The sequence below is a fragment of the Niveibacterium microcysteis genome (assembly GCF_017161445.1).
Lineage (GTDB): Bacteria > Pseudomonadota > Gammaproteobacteria > Burkholderiales > Rhodocyclaceae > Niveibacterium > Niveibacterium microcysteis.
Map to the genome: position 1 here is coordinate 4118687 of NZ_CP071060.1, position 22853 is coordinate 4141539.

General features: G+C 65.2%; 22 protein-coding genes. 16 read left to right on the forward strand and 6 right to left on the reverse strand.

Going from position 1 to position 22853, the window contains the following annotated elements; genetic code table 11:
* Positions 1-22 precede the first annotated feature (22 nt).
* Together JY500_RS18775 and JY500_RS18780 are read left to right on the forward strand one after the other, a co-directional pair.
* The gene (locus JY500_RS18775; protein WP_206254148.1) at positions 23-1138 is read left to right on the forward strand and encodes a YbdK family carboxylate-amine ligase; all 1116 of its coding nucleotides are present in this window, start codon (positions 23-25) and stop codon (positions 1136-1138) included.
* Positions 1135-1995: a gamma-glutamyl-gamma-aminobutyrate hydrolase family protein gene (locus JY500_RS18780; protein ID WP_206254149.1), complete on the forward strand. Its 861-nt coding sequence runs from the start codon at positions 1135-1137 to the stop codon at positions 1993-1995. Before JY500_RS18775 ends, JY500_RS18780 begins: the two co-directional genes overlap by 4 nt.
* A 9-nt stretch (positions 1996-2004) precedes the next feature.
* Here JY500_RS18780 and JY500_RS18785 read toward each other — a convergent pair whose 3' ends face one another.
* Positions 2005-2472, reverse strand: coding sequence for a MarR family winged helix-turn-helix transcriptional regulator (locus JY500_RS18785; protein ID WP_172203371.1), 468 nt, complete (start codon positions 2470-2472; stop codon positions 2005-2007).
* A gap of 144 nt (positions 2473-2616) precedes the next feature.
* Between JY500_RS18785 and JY500_RS18790 the strand changes: the two genes are divergently transcribed.
* The 5 genes from JY500_RS18790 (at position 2617) to lipA (ending at position 7227) form a co-directional block, all read left to right on the forward strand.
* On the forward strand, positions 2617-3927 hold the full coding sequence (locus JY500_RS18790; RefSeq protein ID WP_206254150.1) for a chloride channel protein: 1311 nt from the start codon (positions 2617-2619) through the stop codon (positions 3925-3927).
* A gap of 109 nt (positions 3928-4036) precedes the next feature.
* Positions 4037-5182 carry a D-alanyl-D-alanine carboxypeptidase family protein gene (locus JY500_RS18795; RefSeq protein WP_206254151.1) on the forward strand — a complete coding sequence of 382 codons (1146 nt, stop codon included), beginning with the start codon at positions 4037-4039 and terminating at the stop codon, positions 5180-5182.
* Positions 5183-5199: 17 nt separating this feature from the next.
* Complete coding sequence (locus tag JY500_RS18800) at positions 5200-5463, forward strand: HP0495 family protein (RefSeq protein WP_172203374.1); 264 nt, start codon at positions 5200-5202, stop codon at positions 5461-5463.
* Positions 5464-5616: 153 nt separating this feature from the next.
* Complete coding sequence (gene lipB, locus JY500_RS18805) at positions 5617-6267, forward strand: lipoyl(octanoyl) transferase LipB (protein ID WP_206254152.1); 651 nt, start codon at positions 5617-5619, stop codon at positions 6265-6267.
* Positions 6268-6276: 9 nt separating this feature from the next.
* On the forward strand, positions 6277-7227 hold the full coding sequence (lipA, locus tag JY500_RS18810; protein ID WP_172203376.1) for a lipoyl synthase: 951 nt from the start codon (positions 6277-6279) through the stop codon (positions 7225-7227).
* A 98-nt stretch (positions 7228-7325) separates the two neighbouring features.
* Here the strand turns inward: lipA and JY500_RS18815 are convergent, their stop codons facing one another.
* Positions 7326-8912: a hypothetical protein gene (locus tag JY500_RS18815; RefSeq protein WP_206254153.1), complete on the reverse strand. Its 1587-nt coding sequence runs from the start codon at positions 8910-8912 to the stop codon at positions 7326-7328.
* A gap of 518 nt (positions 8913-9430) precedes the next feature.
* Between JY500_RS18815 and JY500_RS18820 the strand changes: the two genes are divergently transcribed.
* Positions 9431-9976, forward strand: coding sequence for a porin family protein (locus JY500_RS18820; RefSeq protein ID WP_206254154.1), 546 nt, complete (start codon positions 9431-9433; stop codon positions 9974-9976).
* 141 nt (positions 9977-10117) lie between these two features.
* Positions 10118-11131, forward strand: a complete 1014-nt coding sequence (locus JY500_RS18825) for an AraC family transcriptional regulator (RefSeq protein WP_206254155.1) — start codon at positions 10118-10120, stop codon at positions 11129-11131.
* A 12-nt stretch (positions 11132-11143) separates the two neighbouring features.
* Here JY500_RS18825 and JY500_RS18830 read toward each other — a convergent pair whose 3' ends face one another.
* Positions 11144-12046, reverse strand: a complete 903-nt coding sequence (locus tag JY500_RS18830) for a LysR family transcriptional regulator (protein ID WP_206254156.1) — start codon at positions 12044-12046, stop codon at positions 11144-11146.
* 118 nt (positions 12047-12164) lie between these two features.
* Between JY500_RS18830 and JY500_RS18835 the strand changes: the two genes are divergently transcribed.
* From JY500_RS18835 to glsA, 3 genes are all read left to right on the forward strand, one after another.
* On the forward strand, positions 12165-13100 hold the full coding sequence (locus JY500_RS18835) for a DMT family transporter (RefSeq protein WP_206254157.1): 936 nt from the start codon (positions 12165-12167) through the stop codon (positions 13098-13100).
* Positions 13101-13248: 148 nt separating this feature from the next.
* The gene (locus JY500_RS18840) at positions 13249-14280 is read left to right on the forward strand and encodes a threonine aldolase family protein (protein WP_206254158.1); all 1032 of its coding nucleotides are present in this window, start codon (positions 13249-13251) and stop codon (positions 14278-14280) included.
* Between the two features lie 92 nt (positions 14281-14372).
* The gene (gene glsA, locus JY500_RS18845) at positions 14373-16196 is read left to right on the forward strand and encodes a glutaminase A (protein ID WP_206254159.1); all 1824 of its coding nucleotides are present in this window, start codon (positions 14373-14375) and stop codon (positions 16194-16196) included.
* Between the two features lie 6 nt (positions 16197-16202).
* Here glsA and JY500_RS18850 read toward each other — a convergent pair whose 3' ends face one another.
* From JY500_RS18850 to JY500_RS18860, 3 genes are all read right to left on the reverse strand, one after another.
* Entirely contained in the window at positions 16203-16769 is a 567-nt protein-coding gene (locus JY500_RS18850) for a thermonuclease family protein (RefSeq protein WP_206254160.1), read from the reverse strand.
* Entirely contained in the window at positions 16747-18915 is a 2169-nt protein-coding gene (locus JY500_RS18855; RefSeq protein ID WP_246479691.1) for a primosomal protein N', read from the reverse strand. Before JY500_RS18855 ends, JY500_RS18850 begins: the two co-directional genes overlap by 23 nt.
* 357 nt (positions 18916-19272) lie before the next feature.
* A complete protein-coding gene (locus tag JY500_RS18860; RefSeq protein ID WP_206254162.1) occupies positions 19273-20463 on the reverse strand; it encodes a class I SAM-dependent rRNA methyltransferase in 1191 nt (396 codons plus the stop codon).
* Positions 20464-20596: 133 nt separating this feature from the next.
* Here JY500_RS18860 and JY500_RS18865 point away from each other — a divergent pair, with 133 nt between their 5' ends.
* The 4 genes from JY500_RS18865 to JY500_RS18880 are packed head-to-tail and all read left to right on the forward strand — an operon-like array spanning position 20597 to position 22779.
* The gene (locus JY500_RS18865) at positions 20597-20983 is read left to right on the forward strand and encodes an MAPEG family protein (protein WP_206254163.1); all 387 of its coding nucleotides are present in this window, start codon (positions 20597-20599) and stop codon (positions 20981-20983) included.
* The gene (locus JY500_RS18870) at positions 20983-21384 is read left to right on the forward strand and encodes a hypothetical protein (RefSeq protein ID WP_172203387.1); all 402 of its coding nucleotides are present in this window, start codon (positions 20983-20985) and stop codon (positions 21382-21384) included. The genes JY500_RS18865 and JY500_RS18870 overlap by 1 nt, the downstream gene beginning before the upstream one ends.
* A gap of 28 nt (positions 21385-21412) precedes the next feature.
* On the forward strand, positions 21413-21784 hold the full coding sequence (locus JY500_RS18875; RefSeq protein ID WP_206254164.1) for a VOC family protein: 372 nt from the start codon (positions 21413-21415) through the stop codon (positions 21782-21784).
* Complete coding sequence (locus JY500_RS18880; protein WP_206254165.1) at positions 21721-22779, forward strand: GNAT family N-acetyltransferase; 1059 nt, start codon at positions 21721-21723, stop codon at positions 22777-22779. The genes JY500_RS18875 and JY500_RS18880 overlap by 64 nt, the downstream gene beginning before the upstream one ends.
* The last annotated feature ends 74 nt before the right edge of the window (positions 22780-22853 follow it).

The window sequence follows — 22853 nt, forward strand, 5'->3', positions numbered from 1 at the left end:
TTTCACCGACACGGAGGCAATCATGACCCTCGCCACCTTTGCACCCTCGGCCCCGCTCACACTGGGCGTCGAACTCGAATTACAGATCATCGAGCGCGATACCCGCGATCTGTCACCTCGCGCCATACAGTTGCTCGATCTGCTTGCGGCACAGCCGTTTCCGGGCGAAGCCAAACCGGAGATGACACAGTCGATGATCGAGGTTTCCACCGACGTTCATCGCAGTGTCGGCAGCCTGCACGCCCAGCTGTGCGAAATCCGCGACACGCTGGTCAGCGCCGCAAACACCCTCGGCGTGCGCCTAGCCGGTGGCGGCACGCACCCCTTCCAGCTCTGGCAGGAGCGCCGCATCTACCCCGGCGAGCGTTATGAGGCGCTCGCCAACCGCTACGGCTACCTTGCACGGCAGTTCACCGTGTTCGGGCAGCACATCCATGTCGGCGTTGAGTCGGCCGACGATGCGATGTACCTGACCCATGCGCTCGCGCGCTACGTGCCGCATTTCATCGCCCTGGCTGCCAGTTCGCCGTACTGTCAGGGCGCGGATACCGGCTTTTCCTCGTCGCGACTCAACAGCGTGTTCGCGTTCCCGCTCTCCGGTCACGCGCCGCCCGTCCTCGAGTGGGAACGTTTCGAGCACGAGTTTTATGAACCAATGCGCGCCGCCGGCATCGTAGCCAGCATGAAGGACTTCTACTGGGACATCCGCCCCAAACCCGAGTACGGCACGGTGGAGCTGCGTGTCTGCGACACGCCGCTGGATGTCGACCACGCGGCCGCACTGGCGGCCTACCTTCAGGCGCTGGCCCTACGGCTGCTGACCGACCGCCGCGATCCGCCGCAGGAGCGCGACTACCTCTGCTACACCTTCAACCGCTTCGAGGCCTGCCGCTTCGGCTTCGATGGCGAGTACGTCAATCCCCGCACGCTGACGCGCAAGAGCCTGCGCGAGGACATCCTCGAAACGCTTGCAGCACTTGTCGACGACGCCCGCGCGCTTGAGTGCGCGGATGCCCTCGCGCAGCTGGAGCGCTTCGCACAAGGCGAAACCCTGGCCGACTGGCTGCGCGGGCAGATGCACGATCCACTGCCAAGCCACACCCTCGTCGACGCCGCCACGGCGCGCTTCCTCACATGAACGATGACTCTGCCCCGCGCCGACGCGGCCCATTCGGGCGCCCGCTACGGATAGGCCTGTCGGCGCGGATCTTCCATCCTGACACGCAACGCCAGGGCGTCTTCCGCCGCACCTTGCAGATCCTGGAGCAAAGCATCGCGCACTGGATCGGCGCGCAGCATGTGATGGTGCTGATGGTGCCGTCCGTGCTCGGCGATGGCCCGATCCGGCGTGGCGACATCGCACTGGCCGATTACGCCGACTATCTAGACGGACTCGTGCTGCAAGGCGGCGCCGATGTGAGCCCCGGCGTGTACGGCCAGACACCGCGCTGCGATGCCTGGGCCGGCGACCCGGTGCGCGACGCCTACGAGCTGGAGCTGCTGACGGTGTTCATCGAGCGCGGCAAGCCGGTGCTGGGCATCTGCCGCGGCATGCAGCTGATCAATGTGGCCTTCGGCGGCACGCTGCACCAGGATCTGCCCTCGCTCTGCGGCACCGGCGAACGCCACGAATCGCCTGCCTACGATCGCCATCGGCATCCGGTCAGCCTGGTTCCCGACGGCCTGCTTACGCGCACGCTGGACACGCGTGAAGGCTGCGACGTCGTATCGATTCACCATCAGGCGATAGACCGCCTCGGCCGCGACCTTCGTATCGAAGCCCACAGCCCAGAGGACGGCATCATCGAAGCGATCCGGCTCGATGCACCGAACTTCGTGCTGGGCGTGCAATGGCACCCGGAATTTCACGCGGGTCAGCCGGGTGTGCTCAATTGCAACCCCTTGCTCGATCGCTTTCTGACGGAGGTCGCGGCGGCCGCCGAAGCAAGCTTCTGGCTAGAAGCCGGCAGCGGCCCGCGCCGCAGCGAGCCCTGAACGGCACGATCAACTGCGGCCGAGGGGAATCCGGCCCGCCTCCTCGTCGGCCTGCAGTGCGTTGATCAGCACACGCAGATCCTCGTCGAGCCGGTCCAGCGTCGGCTGCGGCAAGCGCTCCAATGCATCCGGCAAGACACCTTCGAACGGCCCCGGCACCTTGCCAAGCGCAAGCTGACCCGCGGCGAGGATCTTCAGCGCCACGCTGCGCCGATCCGACTCACCGCGTGCCACCGCAATCAACTCGCGCTTGACCAGGGTCTTCACCAGATTGCTCGCGGTGGACTGGTGAATGTCCATGCGCCGCGCCAACTCGCCAATCCCGATGCCCGGGTGGTCGCGCACCAGGCTCAGCGCCCAGACCTGCGCGCCGCCCAGCCCGGTCTTCATCTCCACCTGCTGGAAATGGGTGCGTACGGCGTTGAAAACGATGCGAAAACGCCTCAGTACATCAGCCGGCGTGGCGGTGTGGGTCATGGTCTTTTCGTGATCCGGAGAGATAGGCCTCAGCACAGCGCACCACTGCGATCTGTGCAGGTGTGGCGTCCGCGCACTGGTGGGCAACGCGTGCGTCGAAACTGATTATATTTGTACAAATTCAAATCGTCGCGAGCGAAACCCATGCCCCCCCAGCCCCAAGTCGCGAACGCCCTGCAGCAGGAATTCTCCGACTGGCGGTTGTGGGCGGCGCGGCTGGTGGTGCTGTCCTTCGCGGCGGCAAGCGGGCTTGCGATCGTCGGCTTTACCTGGCTCGCTGAAGTGGCGCTGGCGGCCTTCTTCCGCCTCGAACGCGCTGCATGGTGGGCACCTTTGATCTGGACCCCGCTGCTCACCGCCGGCATCGTGTGGCTCACGCGCCGCTTCGCGCCGGGGGCCGCCGGCTCGGGCATCCCGCAAATCATCGCGGTGCTTGAACACGAATCGGCCGCGGCACAGCGGCCACTGTTCGTGTCGATGAAACTTTCCGTCGCCAAGCTCTTCCTCACGGCCGCCGGCTTGCTCGGCGGACTGGCGCTCGGCCGCGAGGGCCCGTCGGTGCAGATCGCCGCCGGCATCATGCGCAACGCACGCCGCTGGCTACCGGCGCAGTCGCAGATCTCGGAGAACGGCTTGCTGATGGCGGGCGGTGCGGCGGGTATTGCCGCGGCGTTCAACACGCCACTCGGCGGCGTGATGTTCGCCATCGAGGAACTCTCGCGGCGGCCGGAACAGCGGCGCAACGGCCTGCTGATTGGCGCGATCGTGCTGGCTGGCCTGATGGCTGTGTCGGTGTATGGCAACAACACCTACTTTGGCGTGATCCGTGTTGAGCGCTTCAGTTTCCGTATGGTGGCGCCGGCGCTGCTGGTGGCGTTGCTGTGCGGTGCGGCGGGCGGGCTGTTCGCCCGCGCGCTGATCGCGATCCTGAGCGGACGCACCACGGACCGCGTCTCTCGCCTGCGCGGCCATGCGCCGATCCGCTTTGCGGCCTGCTGCGGCCTGCTCGTCGCGCTGATCGGCATTGTCAGCCAGGGCGCGAGCTATGGCAGCGGCTATGCGCAAACCAAGGCGATGATTGCCGGCGCGAGTGAGTCGACGCATCTGGCGGTACTGCTGCGCTTTGTCGCCACCTGGTTCACCGCGGCCTCCGGCGTGCCGGGGGGCCTGTTTGCGCCCTCACTGTCGATCGGCGCAGGCCTGGGCAACAGTGTCGCCACGCTGATGGCCTATCCGAACGCGCCCACCTTGATTGCGCTCGGCATGGCGGCCTTTCTCGCTGCCGTGACACAGGCCCCGCTGACGGCCTTCATCATCGTGATGGAGATGGTCGACGGCCACGAGCTGGTGCTGAGCCTGATGGCCTGCACCTTGATCGCAAGCGGGCTGTCGCGACTGATCAGCGCGCCGCTCTATCCCGCACTCGCCGAACTGCAACTGGCGCGTCTGAAATGACAGAAAGGAACGCCAGCCGCCAAGTGTTTCAGCATGTAGCCAGCCCGGCCGCATTGGCCTTGCCGGGTATAATCGCGCCCTCCGTCCGCAGCCCCTCCGCAGAATCCCCATGACACGACTGTTCGCCGTCCTGATCTCGCTTTCGCTCGCCCTTGCCGCGCCTTTTGCGCAAGCCAACGAGCCCACGCCACCCGCCCTCGCAGCCCGCGCCTGGCTGCTCTACGACGTTGGCTCCGGTCAGGTGCTGACGGCGCAGGGCGCCGATGAGCGGATCGAGCCCGCCTCGCTGACCAAGCTGATGACCGCCTACGTGACCTTCAGCGCGCTGAAGGCCAAGACGATCTCGATGGACCAGCAGGTCGCCGTGTCGGAGAACGCCCGCAAGTCCAGCCTCGACGGCTCCCGCATGTTCATCATGCCGGGCATGCCGGTGACGGTGCGCGAGCTGATCCAGGGCATGATCGTGCAGTCTGGCAACGATGCCTGCATCGCGCTCGCCGAGCTGATTTCCGGCTCGGAAGAGGCCTTCGTGTCGCGCATGAACAAGGAAGCACAGCGTCTGGGTCTGAAGAACACCCAGTTCCGCAATGCCGCCGGTCTCACCATGGACGGCCACTACATGAGCCCGCGCGACCTGGCCACGCTGGCCGCGGCGATCATCCGCGACTTCCCCGAATACTTTTCCTTCTACTCGCAGAAGGAATTCACCTACAACAAGATCAAGCAGCCCAATCGCAACCGCCTGCTGTTCATCGACCCGACCGTCGATGGCATGAAGACGGGCCACACCGAGGCCGCCGGCTACTGCCTGGTGTCCACCGCCAAGCGCGGGTCGCGTCGCCTGATCTCAGTGGTTACCGGCACGACTTCGGATTCGGTGCGCACCGCGGAATCGCAGAAGCTGCTGAACTATGGCTTCCTCTCGTGGGAGACGACCAAGCTCTACGCCGCCAACGCCGCCGTGCAGACCTTGCCGGTCTGGCAGGGCAAGGCGGATAGCGTGAAGGCCGGCTTCACCAACGATCTGGTGCTGTCGGTGCCGCAGGGTGACGCCGCCAAGCTGAAGGTTCAGCTTGAAAGCCGCCAGCCGCTCAAGGCGCCGATCGTCAAGGGCGCACAACTCGGCACGCTGACGGTGACGCTGGACGGCAAGCCGCTGGGCACCTACCCGGTCGTGGCACTGGAAGCGGTGGATCAGGCTGGCTTCTTCGGCCGCCTGTGGGACGCTATCCGCTACTGGATCAAGAACCTCTGAGCGCCGGAGCAAGCACGATGTCGAACGCCGAACTGCTTGAGTTTCCTTGCGACTTCCCGATCAAGGTGATGGGTGAGACGCGCGACGATTTCGCCCAGACCATCGTCGAGGTGGTGCAGCAGAACGCGCCGGACTTCGACGCCACCGGCGTCGAGATGCGCGCGTCGAGCGGCGGCAAGTACATCAGCCTGACCTGCACCGTGCGCGCCACTTCGCGCGAACAGCTCGACAACATCTATCGTTCGCTGACCAGCCACCCCTTCGTGAAGGTGGTGCTCTGAACAGCCATTGGGCCGCGTGGCGCGCACGCGGCCATAAACGCGCGGGTATGGGGGAATAACCCCATCGCCCGCAGCGTTGCCCGGTTGGCGCCCGGCCGATAAAATCCCTTTTTTCGTCAAGCCCTTGCGTTGTTGCGGGGCAAGCGCCACCGCATGAACGCCCTGCCCCCTCCACTGCTGCGCAAGCCGCTGGGCCGCGTCGAGTACGAACCGACCTGGCACGCGATGCAGGCGTTCACACGCGCCCGCACCGGCGATACGCCGGACGAGCTGTGGCTGGTCGAGCATCCGCCGGTGTTTACACTGGGCCTCGCCGGCAAGCCGGAACACCTGCTGCGCGAAACCGGCATCCCGCTGGTGAAGATCGACCGCGGCGGCCAGATCACCTATCACGGCCCCGGCCAGGCGGTCGTGTATCTGCTGATCGACCTCGCGCGGCGCGAGATCAAGGTGCGCGAACTGGTGAGCCTGATCGAACAGGCGATCCTCGACGTGCTGCGCGGCTACGGGATCGATGCCCACCTCAAGGACGGCGCGCCCGGCGTCTATGTCGGCGGCGCCAAGATTGCCGCGCTGGGCCTGAAGATCGCCAACGGCTGCAGCTACCACGGGCTATCGCTCAACTGCGACATGGATCTTTCGCCGTTTTCGGCGATCAATCCATGCGGCTATCCGGGCCTGGAATCGGCCCAACTGAAGGATTTCGGCGTCGCAGATCCACTCGACGTCGTGCATCGCAAACTGGCGGACGCGCTCGACGCGCGCTTCGCCCACCACCACGCTGCCCGCCGGGCAGCGGCCTGAAAGGACATCATGGCTGAAGTCGGCAAGAAGCTTCGCGGCGCGGACAAGACGGCGCGCATCCCGATCAAGATCGTTCCGGTGGCCGAAAAACTGCGCAAGCCGGAATGGATCCGCATCCGGCTGGGCGGCGCCGAGGAAACCGCGCGCTTCAACGAAATCAAGGACACGCTGCGCGATCACAAGCTGCACACCGTGTGCGAGGAAGCCTCCTGCCCGAACATCCATGAATGCTTCGGCAAGGGCACTGCGACCTTCATGATCATGGGTGACATCTGCACCCGCCGCTGCCCCTTCTGCGATGTGGGTCATGGGCGCCCGAACCCGCTCGACGAAAACGAGCCGGCCAACCTCGCCAAGACGATCGCGGCGATGCGCCTGCGCTATGTGGTGATCACCTCGGTGGATCGCGACGATCTGCGCGACGGCGGTGCCCAGCACTTCGTCGACTGCATCCGCGAAACGCGTGCCGCTTCGCCGAAGACCACCATCGAAGTGCTGGTGCCGGACTTCCGCGGCCGCATGGACATCGCACTGGAGATTTTCGACCAGGCGCCACCCGACGTCATGAACCACAACCTCGAAACCGTGCCACGTCTCTACAAGGCGGCCCGCCCGGGTTCGGACTACGCGTACTCGCTGCAGCTGCTGAAAGAATTCAAGGCACGCCATCCGGACGTGCCGACCAAGTCCGGCCTGATGGTGGGCCTCGGCGAGACCGACGAGGAGATCCTCGAAGTGATGCGCGACCTGCGCGCCCATAACGTCGAAATGCTCACCATCGGCCAGTACCTGCAGCCCTCCGGCGGCCACCTGCCGGTGCTTCGCTACGTGCATCCCGACACCTTCAAGATGTTCGAAACCGAAGCGCTGAAGATGGGCTTCAAGAACGCCGCCTGCGGCCCGATGGTGCGTTCGTCCTACTGGGCCGACCAACAGGCTCAGGGCGCCGGCGTGGTCTGAGTGCGAAAGAAAGGGGGCGAAGAGGCTGCCCCCTAGTAGAGGGTTGTGAGCACCCCAACCCACATTCACCAAACCTGACGTTTAGCTCAGCCGCGCCGTCATTCCAACTTCTGAAACGCCTTGATTGCAAAGACTGGCATGGATGGATCGTCGCTATCGAATACACCCATCCACCGATAGACCCCTGGCTTCGAACCCGCGTATGCCTTCACGAAGTAGACATTCAGCATAACGCTCTCCCCTGGGGCAATCGTCTCAGGTGGCACAATCCCGGCATCTTCAACGAACGAGGGTTCGATTCCAATACGACCAACATTTGCACTAGGAATCGGTATTGAACGATTCAAGGTTCCGCGTTCTTGCCAGGATGTCCCGAGAACCTGTTCACTTCGGTGAATCGAAATTGATCGATCGCCTGCGTTGCGCAGTCGGATCGACTGCTTCGGATTAGCGGTCGCGACAAAATCCACCGAAAGAGCCGGAAAGGTCAGCTCCGCAACCACGGGGATCTCGCCGAACAAACCCGATCGCGGCTTAAGCCTTAGAGTGGGGTCGCCAACGATCACATAGCTGTCAATCGCCGCCGAGAACTTCTTGATCTCACCAAGGGTCAGTCCGCTGCCTAGTAAGCGCACGGACATTGGCGCAGCCCCCCGGCCCGTGACCAGCACTACTGAGCTAAAGGCTCGCACCGCCAAGGATTGCCCAAGAAACAAGGCGTTCCCAGCAAAGTAGTTCTGATCTGAGAAATCGGCGTTCGAGCAGGAAACGAAGTCCAATAGCAAACCGTTGTACGGCGTGCGCACCAGGTCTGCTGACGTGAAGTCAGTCCATGAATTGGCTTCTACCGCTGACTGCGCCTGCGAAGTTCCATGCGTGTTCACATACGTGTATGTCACTGGCGCCTGGATTGCTTGGCGCCAGATCTGGCGCTGAGTTGCCATCTCGTCGTTCCAGATCGAACTCAACGCTTCTGATGGCGGCGCAACAAAGAGACGGCTCGCGCGGTACATCGCCTCGGCATCCTTCTGCTGCACCTCAGCTCGGAAGGAGCTGTCGGTCGGGAAGCTGTCTCGATGGGCCGAGTTCATGTAGAGCATACGAGGCTCATAGGACTTTGTGCCGATCCGATACGCGTGATTGCGGTCGAGGTATCGGCGCAACTGTTCGACGCGTTCGTCCTGAGCCCCCCCTTTGGGGGGAGTAAGTCGGCCAGTCCAGATGTCGCGGCTTCGCGCGTCGCTCGCCACATCCAACAGCAACGACGCGACCCCATCTCCATCTAGGTCGAAGGTTCGGTCGAACACCCCATTGTTGTTTGCGTCGACCCAATACCTATCGTTCAGTACCTCATAGTATGAATCGGTCAGAAATGGCGACACGTTGGGAAACCCTGCATAGTCGCCAAATAGAACAGCCGGGATGTCGCCAATCAGAACTGCGCCTTGAAGCCCATGCCCACTCCGCAGCGCCTGCAGGGACCTACGGATCGACTGCGCCGAATCACCGTCCTGCACGGTCAAAGTGCGAACGCATGTGCCAAGGTCTGCGGAGATGTCGGCCCCCAAACGCGTCAGTTCGCTTGCAAGTGGAATGCCAAACTTCTGATCAACAACCAACGCAACACTGCGCTCATCAGCAGCGCCGCAAACAGGTGACGAAGCGACCAACGATACGACCGGCAAACGCGCTGTCGTCGTAGCGGGCGCATCCGGCGTTGGGGCAGGGCCACTAACCGGTGGCGACTGCGCCACTGGAGGTTCGGGCGTAGCCGTATCTCCGCCCCCCCAACGCTGCCGCTGCCGCCACCGCCGCAACCAGCCAGAGTGAGCGCCACTAACAGAATGCCGAGTTGGCTGCTTCGTGATTGCGCTCTTTCAGATTGATTCATCTCTTCCGTCCATTAGCGAGATCAGCCAGCGACCTTATGATCGCCGCCTTGCGATCATACCGACCACGCTGATAGACCCGAGTGCGTGCGTTTGAAGGCGTGCGCAATATTGGGCGGTCGATGACATTTCCAGCACACATCCGCTTACATCTGCTTTCCGCCCCTGGCCGCATGAGCCAAGCCCCTGTCTCGGTACGACAAAGGGGATTGCGGCACCGTTCCGTACGATGCGTCTTACCAGAACGGAGCGCGGCTTCAGAGAATCACGAGTCCTCCACCGCGCGGGATTTATGAGAGACGAAAGGAACAAACATGAAGACCCAACTGATCATCGCTGCAGCGGCTGCTACTTTTGCTGGTGGTGCCATGGCCGCAGACCAAGGCTTCTACGTTGGCGGCAATGTGGGTGCCTCGACGGCCGACGTGAGCGGCGCTGGCGAACTCAAGGACACGCCGAGCACCTGGGGGGTGTATGGCGGCTACGACTTCACCCGCAACTTCGCCGTCGAGATGGGCTATCAGGATCTCGGCAAGACCAAGGCCGCGGGCCTCGAATCCAAGAACGAAGCGATCTCGGTGGACCTGGTCGGCAAGTATCCGGTGACGGAACGCTTCGATGTCTATGGCAAGGTCGGTCTGGCCTACATGGATCGCGACCTGACCGGCGCCGGCTACGACGAGAGCAAGTCGGGCACCGCGGCCAAGGTGGGCTTCGGTGGTGAGTTCAAGGCAACACAGAACGTCGGCATCCGCGCCGAGGTGGCGCACTACGCCGGCGGCCCGAAGTTTGAAACCACCAACGCAAGCTTCGACAGCAATCAGACGATCTTCACGATGGGCGTGAACTACAAGTTCTGATGCCACCGGGCAGCACATCTTGAAACGCATCGGGCGGTCTTCGGACCGCCCTTTGTCATTTGTGTAAACGCGTGCAGTCGGCACCGCCGGGCAGTGAATCTCCCCCTAGAATGTGGGGACTATTCCTTCAGGCGACCGACCATGCAGGACACCTGGCTGAGCAGCGTGATGCTGCTGGTACATACCGCCCTCGCCGACCGCGGGCTTGATGCGGACGGGATTGCCGCAAGTGCAGGTATCGACCCGGCGCTGCTGCGCGACCCCAACACACGTATCCCGCTCGTGCCGGCAGCACAATTCTGGGAAGCCGCTGTGCGTGCGGTGGATGGGGATCCATGCTTCGGCCTCGACGTCGCCGAACGGCTCAACCCCACGACGCTGCATGCCGTCGGCTTCGCGTGGCTGGCGAGCGCGAGCCTGCGCGAAGCCGGGCGCCGCCTCGTGCGCTACTTCCGCATCGTCAGCTCGGTGGACGAAGTCGAGATCCGCGCGGAAGCCGGGCGCACCTGGCTGGTGTTCAATACCGAAGATGGCTTCACGCTACCGCGCAGCTACGACGCGCGCATGGCCTCACTGGTGCGGCTGTGTCGCGCGATCGCAGGGCCCGACTTCAAGCCTGCTGCGGTTCGCCTGCGCCATCCACGCAATGCAGCCGCCGACCGGATGCGCGCGCTGTACGGCGTTGAGCCCGAATTCGGCGCCAGCGAATACGCCATCGCGATTGACGACGAAGAACTCGATCGCCCGCTCCCGAGCGGCAACGCTGAGCTGGCGCTGTCGGCCGAAAACATCGCGTCCGAATACCTCGCCCGCCACGCCAAGGACGACATCCTTGCGCGCGCACGCCGCGCGTTGATCGAGCTGCTTCCGTCGGGCGGTGTGAGCCGTGGCGTGATCGCGCAGAAGTTACTGTTGTCCGAGCGCACCTTGCAGCGGCGCCTGGCCGACCAGGGTTTCACCTTCGCGAGTCTGCTCGAAAGCCTGCGCCAGGAACTGGCCTATGACTACCTGCGCACCGGCACGCACTCGATCAACGAGATCGCCTACCTGCTCGGCTTTGCCGAAATCGCGAGCTTCACGCGCGCCTTCCGCCGCTGGAGCGGCGTCGCGCCGTCCACTTGGCGCGACGCGCAGTTCGGTGGTGTCGCCGCCTGAGCGGGCACGGGCTCACACGCCCGACCGCCCAGACTGCGAAATCAGCGTCAGGTGGGTAATCAACTCACGCTGATAGGGTGACAGGGTCTGCTCGCGACGGAAGCACAGCTTCATCTCGCGGCTGCCCCAGGCATCGTTGAGTTCGACGACCGCCAAAGGTACGGCGGCGGCTACGGCCGCCGAATGCGGCACCACCGCCACACCCACCCCCGCGCTGACCATGCGGCACACCGCATCGAAGGCGCGCACCTGGGCACGGATGCGTGGCCGCCGACCTGCCTCACGGGCACGATCAAGCAAGAAGCCGTGGATTGCGCTGTCGGCCGACAGGCTGACGTAGTTTTCGGCGAGCGTGTCCGCGTAGTTCAACCGCCCGCGGCTCGCGAACGGATGCTGCGGACTGCAGATCAGCACCAGCCGATCTGCACGGTAGGGCAGGAAGGCCAGTTCCGGCCCGCCCACCTCGCCGGCAACGATGCCAACATCCGCGGCGCCGGACACCACCGCACTGACGATCGCGGGGCTGGAATGCTCCTCCAGCAGTACGTCGACCTGCGGTTGTGCGGCCAGAAAACCGGCCAGATCCTGCGGCAGGCTGCCGCCGATTGCATTGGTGTTGGCGAACAGGCGCACCACGCCAGCCACGCCGCGCGCAAACGTACCGAGTTCCGCATCAAGCAGGGCGACTTCAGACAGGACGCGCCTCGCATGGCGCAGCATCGCCTCGCCAGCCGGTGTGAGCGCCACACCGCGTGGCCGTCGCTCAAACAGCGGCGCGCCGGCCGCATCTTCGAGCCGCCGTATGCGCGCCGAGGCGCTGGCCGGAGCCAGGTGCACCCGCTCTGCGCCCTGCGTCAGGTTGCCGGTTGCGGCGATCGCGCCAAACAGCTGAAGGTCGGTCAGGTCGTATCGCATGTCGCTTGCGTTCGTCAAAAGCGAATGATTACTTCGGAAAATACCGATTGTCCATACGGCACGGAATCGACTCCAATTGACATCCAGTCAATTTGGCGCAATTTGCCCCGACCCTTTCGTGTTCCGAAATTCCGAAACCACTGGCTTCTGGCTCGCGATCCTCGCCGCGCTTGGCTTCTCCGCCAAGGCGATCTTCGTGAAGCTGGCCTTCCCGTACGGTGTTAGCCCGCTCGCGCTGCTTGCGCTGCGCATGGCTTTCGCCGCGCCGGTATTCGGATTCATCGCCTTGCGCAGTTCGCGCAATGCCGCGCCGCTCTCGGCCGGCGACTGGGTTGCGCTCACGGCACTTGGCCTGCTCGGCTACTACGGGGCGTCGCTGCTGGACTTCATGGGCCTGCGCTACATCTCGGCCGGCCTCGAACGCCTGATCCTGTTCACCTACCCGACGATCACGATGCTGATCGCAGTATTCGTGTTCAGCCGCAGCTTCTCGCTGCGTGACATCGGCGCGCTTGCGCTCACCTGGCTCGGCATTGCGCTGGCCTTCGCGCACGACCTGCAGCTGTCGGCCGATGCGGCCGCGGTCGCGATGGGCGGCGCGCTCGTGTTCGCCTCGGCGGTGTGCTATGCGCTCTACCTGACCGGCTGCGGCGAAATGGTGTCGCGCCTGGGCAGCCGGCGCTTTACGGCACTCGCGATGTGCGTATCGACGGCCACCACCTTCCTGCATTTCGGCGTGACGCAGCCCATTGAGAGCCTTGCCCAGCCAATGCCGGTGATCTGGCTGGCGCTCGCGATGGCGGTGTTTTCGACAGTGCTGCCGGTCTTCATGCTGAGCGCAGCGATCCGCGAACTGGGCGCCACGCGTACGGCGATGCTCGGCAGTGTCGGCCCGGTCCTGACGATCGGCCTCGGCGCGATCTTCCTGAATGAACCCCTGTCGGCCGCGCAATTGGCCGGCACCGTGCTGGTCGTGCTGGGCGTGTCACTCGCCAGCCGCCCCGCCACCAAGAAACATGAGGCCCCCGCAGCGCTCAAGCGTGCGCGAGTCTAGTACCGGTGTTTCCTCCCTCAGGTCTCGTACCTTGAGTTCGGCGCGACGTTCCGACGTCGCGTTTTTTTTGGTCGCGTGGCTGTAAGTAGGCGCTCGACCGCCGATGCTAGACTGGCTTTCACCCGTCAACCAACGCGGACACCCCGCCATGCAACATACCGAATTCGCCAGCGACAACACATCGGGGATCTGCCCCGAGGCGATGGAGGCCCTGCTCGCCGCCAACAGCGGCACGCTCGCCTCTTACGGCAACGACGAATGGACGCGCCGCGCCTGCGACGCGATCCGCGCGACCTTTGAAACCGACTGCGAAGTCTTCTTCGTGTTCAACGGCACCGCGGCCAACTCGCTGGCGCTCGCCTCGCTGTGCCAGAGCTACCACAGCATCGTGTGCCACAAGCTCGCACACGTTGAAACCGACGAATGCGGCGGGCCCGAGTTCTTCTCGAATGGCACCAAACTGCTGCTCGCCGGCGGCGCCGACGGCAAGCTCGACGCCCGCGGCATCGAGAAACTCGTCGCCGCCCGCACCGACATCCACTACCCCAAGCCGCGCGCGGTCACCATCACGCAATCGACCGAAGTCGGCACCGTGTATTCGCTCGACGAGGTGCGCGCGATCGGTGCCGCCTGCAAGGAGATGAACCTCTCCCTGCACATGGACGGCGCCCGCTTTGCCAATGCCGTAGCCAGCCTCGGCGTGAGTCCAGCCGACCTGACCTGGCGCGCCGGCGTCGATGTGCTGTCGTTTGGCGGCACCAAGATGGGCATGCCGGTCGGCGAGGCGGTGGTGTTTTTCGATCACGAACTCGCGCGCGATTTCGCCTACCGCTGCAAGCAGGCCGGCCAACTGGCCTCGAAGATGCGCTTTCTGGCCGCACCGTGGGTCGGCATGCTTGCGGACGATGCCTGGCTCGCCCGCGCCAGCCACGCCAACGCGATGGCGCGCCGCCTCGGCAACGCGCTCGCGCGCTTGCCCGGTGTGGCGCCGCTGTTCCCGGTGCAAGCCAACGCGGTATTCGTCAGCATGCCGCAGCAAGCGGCTGATGCATTGAAGGACAAGGGCTGGGCCTTCTACAGCTTCATCGGCGCCGGCGGCGCACGCTTCGTGTGCTCCTGGGCGACGCAGCCGGAGCAAGTCGATGCGCTGGTGGCGGATGTGAGGGCCTGCCTGGGCTGACACAGCGCGACTGACCGGCCGACGCTCGCCGCCGGCCACTTGGCACTGCGCTTGCATCGCCCCCCGCATCACCACAGTCGGGGGGCCGTGCCATGAAGTCGCCGATCCAGTCCTATCTCGAAACGCTGCACCGCCAGTTGGCGGCTTTACGCGGCGGCGAGGTGGCAAGCTACATCCCGGAGCTGACGAAGGCCAACCCGGACTGGTTCGGCATTTGCCTTGTCACCGTGGATGGCGTGGCTTACAGCGTCGGCGATGCGGCGCAGCCCTTCACGATCCAGTCGATCTCGAAACCCTTCGTCTACGCCACGGCGCTGGCCGATCGCGGGCTCGCCTACGTGTCGCAACGAGTTGGCGTGGAACCAAGCGGTGACGCGTTCAATTCGATCAGCCTGCATCCCAAGAGCGGTGCGCCGCTCAATCCGATGATCAATGCTGGTGCGATTGCCTCAGCCAGCATGGTGGCCGGTCAGGACGCCACCCGGCAATGGGCGCGGATCGCCGAATCGCTGGGCGTATTCATGGGTCACGACGTTGCGCTGGATGACGCCGTCTATCGATCGGAGAGCGAGACCGGCTTCCGCAACCGCGCGATCGCCTGGATGTTGAAGAACTTCGGCATCATCGCCGACGAGCCGATGGCCGCACTGGAAAACTACTTCCGCCAGTGTTCGGTGCTGGTCGACTGTCGCGATCTCGCCTTCATGGCCGCAACACTGGCCAACGGCGGCATACATCCTGCGACCGGCCAGCGCGCGCTGCCGCCGGAGGACGTTGAGCGTGTGCTCAGCGTGATGGCCACCTGCGGCATGTATGACTACGCCGGAAGTTGGCTCTACGAAGTCGGCATGCCAGCCAAGAGCGGTGTCGGTGGCGGCATCATCGCGGTGCTACCGGGCCGCTTCGGCATCGGTGTCTTCTCGCCGCCACTCGACGAGAAGGGCAACAGCGTGCGCGGCATCGAGGTCTGCAAACGACTGTCGCACGACTTCGGATTGCATGTGTTCAACAAGACACGCCATCCGGCGCTCGCAGTCGGCCGCATCTACACCGGCGCCGACGCCCCCTCGCGCCGTGCGCCAACGCCTGCAATGCGCGAGGTGCTGCGGCAGGAGGCCCAGCGCATCAAGTACCTCTGCCTGCAGGGCCATCTGGAACTCGACGGCATCGAGTACGTGATCCGGCGCATGGGCGAACTGGCGCCGGAATCCGACAGCATGATCCTCGACATGAACCTCGTCGAAGACATCTCGGAGAGCGCAGCCCGCTTGCTCAACGAAGCGCGGCAGCATCTGCGCGACGAGGGCGTTGCAGTGGTGTTCTCGCGGCTGCGCGGGCGGCGCGCCATCATGGATCCGTTGAGCAAGACCCTGCCTGCTGGCGACCACGGCTACCTGAGTTTCGAGGACAACGATCTCGCAGTCGAATGGTGCGAGAACCGGCTACTGGGTGATCTCGCCAACCCGCTCGCCGACGATGCACGGCTGGAAGACAACCCGCTGTTCAAGGGCGTGCCGGAAGACATGATGCGGCGCGTTTACGCGCTGGCCACCCGGCGCGCCTTCGCGCCCGGAGCGCCGATCTTCGCCTCGGGCGACGTGAGTGACGGCAAGATCTTTTTCATTGTCAGCGGCACGGTCAGCGTGCTGGTACCACGCCCCGAAGGCGGTCACCAGCGTATCGCATCGCTCAGCCCCGGCATGAACTTCGGCGAGATGACACTGCTCGGCAAAGCCACGCGTAGCGCCTCCGTATTTGCGGACAGCAAGGTCGTCTGCAATGTGATCGGCACCGACGATTTCAACGCCCTTGCCGAAACCTACCCTCAACTGAAGATCACGCTGCTGGAAAACCTCGCGGCCGACCTCGCCGGCAAGCTGCGTCGGGCGACGGACTGGATCGCGGCCTTGGCCTGAGGGGGCTCAACCCCGCCAACCGCTGCGCCAGACCCAGGGCGGAATCGGCGAGGCGTCGCGCCAGAGGCCGATGCGGCGGCGACGCGCTTCTTGTTCCGAGAAGTCGTACTGCCCCTGCGCCTGCGGATCCTGGCGCTTGGCGTAGGCGCGATACCACCAGGCGAGGCCAGCGGCGATTTGCGCGTGACCGAGATCGAGGTTGTGCGGGCAGTCGGCGCGGCCGGCGCAGGGCATGTCGGGCGAAGTGACCCATGCAACGCCGACATAGCGGCCGTACTGATCGCGCTCACGCCATTCAACGGTGACCGATGCGCCGAGCGCGAGGCGTTTGAGGTTCTCACCCGCCTCACGGCCCCAGGGCTGGTCGTGCTCGGGCGCATCCACGTAGGCGAGGCGCACCCGCCGTACGTTGCCGCTGCGATCGCGCACATGCAGTGTGTCGCCGTCGTCCACCGCGCGCACCTCGCCGTTGAAGCGGCCGCCACGGGCCTGCGCGCCAAGGCTGCCGAACAGCGCGGCGAACGCGACGAGCGAAATCAGGAAGCGGCGCTTAGAGATCGATCGGATCGACATCGACATGCCAGCGCAGCGCGCGCGGCGATTTCATTGCGTGCAGCAGCGGCACCCAGTGCGCGAGCAACTGCTGCAGCGCGCCGCGGGTGTCGGCTTCGATCACGAGTTGTGCGCGCTCCAGCCGTGCGCGCCGCACCAGCCGCATCGGCACCGCGTCGTACAGCCTCACTGCGTCGGCATAGGGCTCGGCGGCTTCGCGCGCCATGTTGAGGAAGTCGATCGCCTGCGCGACTTCGGGCGCCTCGGCGCGCAACACGGCCTGCGCGCCGCAAGGCGGGAAATGCGCCTGCGCGCGCTCTTCGAGCTGCGCGTTGGCGAAGCCGTCGAAATCCTGCCGACGCAAGGCATCAAACAGCGGGTGTTCCGGAAACTCGGTCTGGATCAGCACTTCGCCGGCGAGCCCGGCACGCCCCGCGCGCCCGCCGACCTGCATCAACTGCTGGAAGAGGCGCTCCGGCGCGCGATAGTCCGCGGCGAACAGCGAGGCGTCCGCGCCGATCACGCCGACCAGCGTCAGCTTCGGAAAGTCGTGCCCCTTCGCGAGCATCTGCGTACCGACGAGGATGTCGGCCTCGCCGGCTTCAATCGCATGGCGCAGTGCCGCCCAGTGCGCCGGCGTCTTGATGCTGTCGCGGTCGGCCCGCAGGATGCGTGCATGCGGGAAGCGCGCGGCAAGGTATTCCTCGACGCGCTGCGTGCCGCGCCCGAAACCGTGCAGATCCTGATTGCCACATTGCGGGCAGGCACGCGGCACCGGCGCTTCAGTGCCGCAATGGTGGCAGCGCAGGATGCGTTCGGAGAGGTGGAACACGCGGTGCGCCGAACAGTGATCGCAGTCGCTGACCCAGTTGCAGGCCGGGCAGGCCAGCACCGGCGCATAACCGCGCCGGTTGAGGAAAATGAGGCTCTGCTCGCCGCGCTCGATCCGCGCAGAGATTGCGGCCTCCATCGGCGGCGACAGGCCGTCCTTCAGCTTGATACGGCGCGTGTCGATCAGGCGCACCGTTGGCGGCGCGGCCGCTGCGGCGCGACGCTCCAGCCGCAGCATGCGGTAGCGCCCGCTCTGCGCCGCCTGCCAGGTTTCCAGCGAGGGGGTTGCCGATCCCAACACGATCGGCACGCCAGCCTGCTGCGCCCGCCACACTGCCAGGTCGCGCGCCGAGTAGCGCAGGCCGTCCTGCTGTTTGTAGGAGGCGTCGTGCTCTTCGTCGATCAGGATCAGACCGAGCCGCGGCAAAGGGCTGAACACTGACAGCCGGGTGCCGATCACGATGTCGGCGCTGCCATCGAGGGCGGCGATGAAGCCGCGGCAACGCGCGCCATCGGTCGCGCCGCTGTGCAGGGCCACGCGACGCGCACGCGGAAAGCGCGCCGCCACGCGGGCTTCGAGTTGTGGCGTGAGGCCGATCTCCGGCACCAGCAGCAAGGCCTGCTTGCCGGCGGCGAGCGCCCGTTCGATCAGGCGCAGGTAGACCTCGGTCTTCCCGCTGCCGGTGATGCCATGCAGCAGAAACGGGGAAAACCGCTCGGCCGCGCTCCATACGGCCTCGACGGCTGCAGTCTGCTCGTCATTGAGTGTGGGTGCGTCGCTGAGATCAGCCTTGGCGCAGGAAGGCGCCTCGTCGACCCAGCCGCGCTGGCGAGCTTCGCGCACTGCGGCGGCACCGAAGGCCTCGACCAGCGCCGAGCGCGGCTGTTCGCCCGCGATCAGGTGTTCGGCAAGCGCGCGCACGCGCGACGCACGGCCCGGACTGGCCAGCGCCGCACGGCCGGCCTCGTTGAGCATCAGCCACGGATCTGCGCTGCGGTCGTCCATCAGTTCGGCACCGCGCAGACCGGGCGGCAGCGCCACCGCAACCGCTTCACCGAGCGGGTGGTGGTAGTAACGCGCAGCGAACTGCACCAGCGCCAGCCAGTCGGCCGGCAGCGCCGGCACCTCGCGAAGGACCGGCCCGAGCGGTTTGAGGCGCGCCGGATCAACCGCCGCGAGGTCGGGCAGCGCAAGGATCACACCGATCTTTTCGCCGCTTGCGAACGGTACGCGCACAAGGCGGCCGATATCAGCCACGGAGATATCCACCGGCGCCAGGTAGTCAAAGCTGCGCGGCAGAGGCACTGGCAGCGCGACGCGAACGACAGAATTCAAACAGCCGTTTTCCACTACCGTATTTTTCTCTTTTTATTCAGCGCGTTGCCACTCAAACATGAGATACAGCCGTCACAGTTTGTTTTAACCCTTTCGTAACAAAGGGCCTTTTCAACAATTGTGGATAACTTTGTGGGTGACTGGGGATGTTTTGCCGCGGCACGCACCATTTCGGGTCGGCGTCAATACCGCATCGCAACATTGAAAAATAACAAACGCCTTATTTTTCAAACCTTTACGTCAACACCAAAAAGTCAATGGTCTTTCTCGTCGTTTTTTCCGCCCACAGGGCGCGAGATGTGCATAACTCAGGATCGCGTCATCGCGCGCTTGTCAAGCGGCTGCGTTTGCGGGCCCTCAAACCACCTGACAAACCAGGCCCTTGAGGTACTCGCCCTCAGGGAAAGCGAGGCCGATCGGATGGTCTGGCGCCGCGCAGAGCCGATGGATGATCTGTGCGTCGCGCCCGGCATCCGACGCCGCGCCGGACAGGATGTTCTGGAACAGTTCCTGCCCGATGCCGCCTGAGCAGGAATAGCTCATCAGGATGCCGCCCGGATTGAGCAGCCGGAAGCCGAGCAGATTGATGTCCTTGTAGGCGCGCGAGGCACGCTGTGCATGTGCGGCACTGGGTGCGAACTTGGGCGGATCGAGCACGATCAGATCGAAACGGCGGCCCTCCGCACGCAATTCACGCAGCGCAGCGAAGACGTCGGCCTCCCACCAGGTGGCGCGCGTGGCGTCCAGCTGCGGGTTGCGCTCCACATTGCGCTGGGCGCTCGCCAGCGCATGGGCCGACGAGTCAATCGACAGCACCTCGCGCGCACCACCCGCCAGCGCCTGCAGCGAGAAGCCGCCGGTGTAGCAGAAGCAGTTGAGCACGCTGCGGTCGCGTGCCAGGTCGCGCGTCAGGCGGCGGTTTTCGCGCTGGTCGAGGTAGAAGCCGGTCTTGTGGCCGCTCACGGCGTCCACACCGAGCAGCACGCCGTGTTCCTCGATCGCCAGATCCGGATCAGGCTCGCTGCCGGCAAGTACGCCGACGGTGGGCTCCAGCCCTTCCAGCGTGCGCACCTCGGAATCCGAGCGCTCGTAGATGTTGGCGCAACCAGTGGCCTGCAGCAGCCCGGCGACGATGGCATCACGCCAGCGGTCGGCGCCGGCGCTGGTGAGTTGCAGCACGATGGTGTCGCGATAGCGATCCGCGATCACGCCCGGCAGGCCATCGGATTCGCCGTGGATCAGTCGCATGCCATCCTGCCCGGCGAGCATCGGGTGTGCCGTGCGGCGTGCCACCGCGGCGGCGACGGTGCGCTTGAAGAAGGCATGGTCGATCGGTGTTTCGGCGTCGAAACTCCACATCCGCGCTCGGATCTGCGACGCCGGTGAGTAGGCTGCGCGGCCAAGCACGATGCCACGCTCGGAGACCACATCGACCGTGTCACCGCCGCGCGCCCTGCCGGACACGCTCGCGACCGAGCCGGCGAAGATCCAGGGGTGGCGGCGCATGACGGAGCGCTCCTTGCCGGGCTTGAGAATGAGTTGGGCCATTTGGGGCGTTCCTGCGGGCAAACCGGGATTTTCGCATGTCCCGGCGGTCAGGCGCGACGCTTGGGGCCGACCGCAGGGCGCCGATACCACGCCAAGCCGATTACACTGCCGCCCACATTACGGAGACAAGACCATGAAGATCAGCTTCCTGTGCATCCTGATCGCTGCCATCCAGCCCTTCCTGTGGGCAGGCGCAGCGAAATTCGGCGGGCAACGCAGTGGCACCCGCTACGACAATCGCGCCCCGCGCGACACATTGGCGCACCTGAGCGGCTGGCCACAGCGGGCGAACTGGGCGCAGCAGAACAGCTTCGAGGCATTTCCGATTTTCGCGGCGGCGGTGCTGATGGCGTACGCCGCCGGGGTGCCCGCGGCACTGATCGACTTCTGGGCGGTGTGCTTCATCGTCGCGCGCTTTGCCTACTTCGCCTGCTACGTCGCCAACCTCGCGACGCTGCGTAGCCTGGTCTGGTTCGCCGGCGTCATCGCCTGCGTGCGGCTGATGTGCGCGGCAATTTGATGCGACGTGGCGCGCTTGCGCTCGGCGCGCTCGGGCTGGTCGCAACGCCGCTCGTGTTCGCGCTGCTGCCCTACACGCGCCCGAGCGTCGCCGGCACGCCGGACCCGATCACGGCCGTAACGCTGTTCGCCTTCCTCGCGCTGCCCTGGCTGATCGTGCTGATTTCAGCCTGGCGCGGCGCCGAGCGTTTCGCGATGGCGAGCGGCGCGTTGATGGCGGGTTTAGAAGCGCTCGCGCTCGGCGTCGCGCTGGCTCACCCGAGCGGCACCCTGGCCGCGCTGCTGTACCTGCTGAAGCCGATCGGCCAAGTGCTTGTCTGCCTGCCGCTCGGCGGCGTGATGACCTGGGCAGGCCGGCGTGCGGCAACGATTGCACGGCGCCGTGCCGGCACCCCACAATGATCGCCACCGCTGCCCACGGAGACGTTGCATGAGCACCCACCTATCCAGCCTCGGACAGATCGCCCTGCATGTGGCCGATGCCGACGCCTCCGAGCGCTTCTACCGCGACGCGCTCGGCCTGCCCTTCCTGTTCCGCTCCGGCAATCTGGTGTTCTTCGACTGCGCGGGTGTGCGGCTGATGCTGCAAGGCGGCCCGGCGCCGCGCTCCCCCGGCAACACGGTGTGCCTCTACTTCAAGGTGCCGGCGATCGAGCCGGCCATGGACGAACTGAGCGACCTCGGCGTCGAGTTTGAAGGGGCCCCGCAGCTGATCGCCCGCATGCCGGACCATGAGTTGTGGATGAGCTTCTTCCGCGACCCGGATGGCTATCTGCTCGCCCTGATGGAGGAGCGGCGCTGAGCGCCCCGCCGAACCTCGCCGGCGAGGCGCCGATCGTCATCGACATCGAGGCCTCCGGCTTCGGTCCGCGCAGCTATCCGATCGAAATCGGACTCGCGCTGGGTAACAACCGGGCGCTGTGCACCCTGGTCTGCCCAGAAGCGGAATGGACCCACTGGGACAGCAGCGCCGAAGCGATTCACCATATCTCGCGCGATAGCCTGTTTCAGCACGGGCGCCCGGCGCAGCATGTGGCCGAAGTCCTCAACCGCGAGCTGGCGGGCAAGGTTGTGTATACCGACGGCTGGGCCAACGACTACACCTGGCTGGCGCTGCTGTTCGACGCCGCAGGGCGCGTGCCGGCCTTCCGCCTCGATAACCTGCGTACGCTGCTGAGCGAGGAAGAAGCCAATCGCTGGCACGACACCAAGGCGCAAGTTCAGGCTGAACTGCATGTCGAACGCCACCGCGCGAGCAACGATGCGCGCGTGCTGCAGCTGACCCTGCTGCGCCTCAAGCACGGCCTGCAGCCGCTGAGCGAGCGCGGACGCAGCCACGAGGCGCATCTGCTCGACGAGATGGCGAAGCTCGACGCGCTGACGCTGGGCGACCTGATCGCCGCGCAAAGCGGTCTCTTCTCCGCCGAAACCCAGCGCGAACATCACGCCGCGGCCCTCGCATGCGGTGGGCGCGTGATCGCCGAACACCTGCAACACAGCCTGGCCGGATACGTACTGATGCGCCCTTACGATACCGAGAGCTGGGAAATCCTCTCGATCAACATTCACCCTTGGTACCGCAGCACCGGCCTGCATCGGCGGCTGCTCACGCGGACCCTGGCGCACCTGATCTCGCGCGGCGCGGTAACGCTGCGCAGCCGCGTGCTGCCCGGCCACGAGATCGCAATGCGCCTGCATGAGAAGCTCGGTTTCGCACGCGAACGTGAAGCCGCAGACGGCAGCCTCCACTACCTGATCCGCGTGTCAGACCTCGCGCGGCGGCTCAGGCAAGCCTGACCCGCCATTTTGCACCGCACAATAACCCCTTGATTAGTAAGGGCTAAGTCACCCGCATTGACGCGCGTCAATGC

What these genes read in the sequence shown, in the direction of transcription:
- JY500_RS18775 (WP_206254148.1), top strand. Translation starts at nt 23, where the DNA reads ATGACCCTCGCCACCTTTGCACCCTCGGCCCCGCTCACACTGGGCGTC.
- JY500_RS18780 (WP_206254149.1), top strand. Translation starts at nt 1,135, where the DNA reads ATGAACGATGACTCTGCCCCGCGCCGACGCGGCCCATTCGGGCGCCCG.
- JY500_RS18850 (WP_206254160.1), bottom strand. Translation starts at nt 16,769, where the DNA reads ATGTCGATCCGATCGATCTCTAAGCGCCGCTTCCTGATTTCGCTCGTC.
- glsA (WP_206254159.1), top strand. Translation starts at nt 14,373, where the DNA reads ATGAAGTCGCCGATCCAGTCCTATCTCGAAACGCTGCACCGCCAGTTG.
- lipA (WP_172203376.1), top strand. Translation starts at nt 6,277, where the DNA reads ATGGCTGAAGTCGGCAAGAAGCTTCGCGGCGCGGACAAGACGGCGCGC.
- lipB (WP_206254152.1), top strand. Translation starts at nt 5,617, where the DNA reads ATGAACGCCCTGCCCCCTCCACTGCTGCGCAAGCCGCTGGGCCGCGTC.
- JY500_RS18790 (WP_206254150.1), top strand. Translation starts at nt 2,617, where the DNA reads ATGCCCCCCCAGCCCCAAGTCGCGAACGCCCTGCAGCAGGAATTCTCC.
- JY500_RS18825 (WP_206254155.1), top strand. Translation starts at nt 10,118, where the DNA reads ATGCAGGACACCTGGCTGAGCAGCGTGATGCTGCTGGTACATACCGCC.
- JY500_RS18800 (WP_172203374.1), top strand. Translation starts at nt 5,200, where the DNA reads ATGTCGAACGCCGAACTGCTTGAGTTTCCTTGCGACTTCCCGATCAAG.
- JY500_RS18795 (WP_206254151.1), top strand. Translation starts at nt 4,037, where the DNA reads ATGACACGACTGTTCGCCGTCCTGATCTCGCTTTCGCTCGCCCTTGCC.
- JY500_RS18820 (WP_206254154.1), top strand. Translation starts at nt 9,431, where the DNA reads ATGAAGACCCAACTGATCATCGCTGCAGCGGCTGCTACTTTTGCTGGT.
- JY500_RS18840 (WP_206254158.1), top strand. Translation starts at nt 13,249, where the DNA reads ATGCAACATACCGAATTCGCCAGCGACAACACATCGGGGATCTGCCCC.
- JY500_RS18865 (WP_206254163.1), top strand. Translation starts at nt 20,597, where the DNA reads ATGAAGATCAGCTTCCTGTGCATCCTGATCGCTGCCATCCAGCCCTTC.
- JY500_RS18870 (WP_172203387.1), top strand. Translation starts at nt 20,983, where the DNA reads ATGCGACGTGGCGCGCTTGCGCTCGGCGCGCTCGGGCTGGTCGCAACG.
- JY500_RS18860 (WP_206254162.1), bottom strand. Translation starts at nt 20,463, where the DNA reads ATGGCCCAACTCATTCTCAAGCCCGGCAAGGAGCGCTCCGTCATGCGC.
- JY500_RS18785 (WP_172203371.1), bottom strand. Translation starts at nt 2,472, where the DNA reads ATGACCCACACCGCCACGCCGGCTGATGTACTGAGGCGTTTTCGCATC.
- JY500_RS18875 (WP_206254164.1), top strand. Translation starts at nt 21,413, where the DNA reads ATGAGCACCCACCTATCCAGCCTCGGACAGATCGCCCTGCATGTGGCC.
- JY500_RS18830 (WP_206254156.1), bottom strand. Translation starts at nt 12,046, where the DNA reads ATGCGATACGACCTGACCGACCTTCAGCTGTTTGGCGCGATCGCCGCA.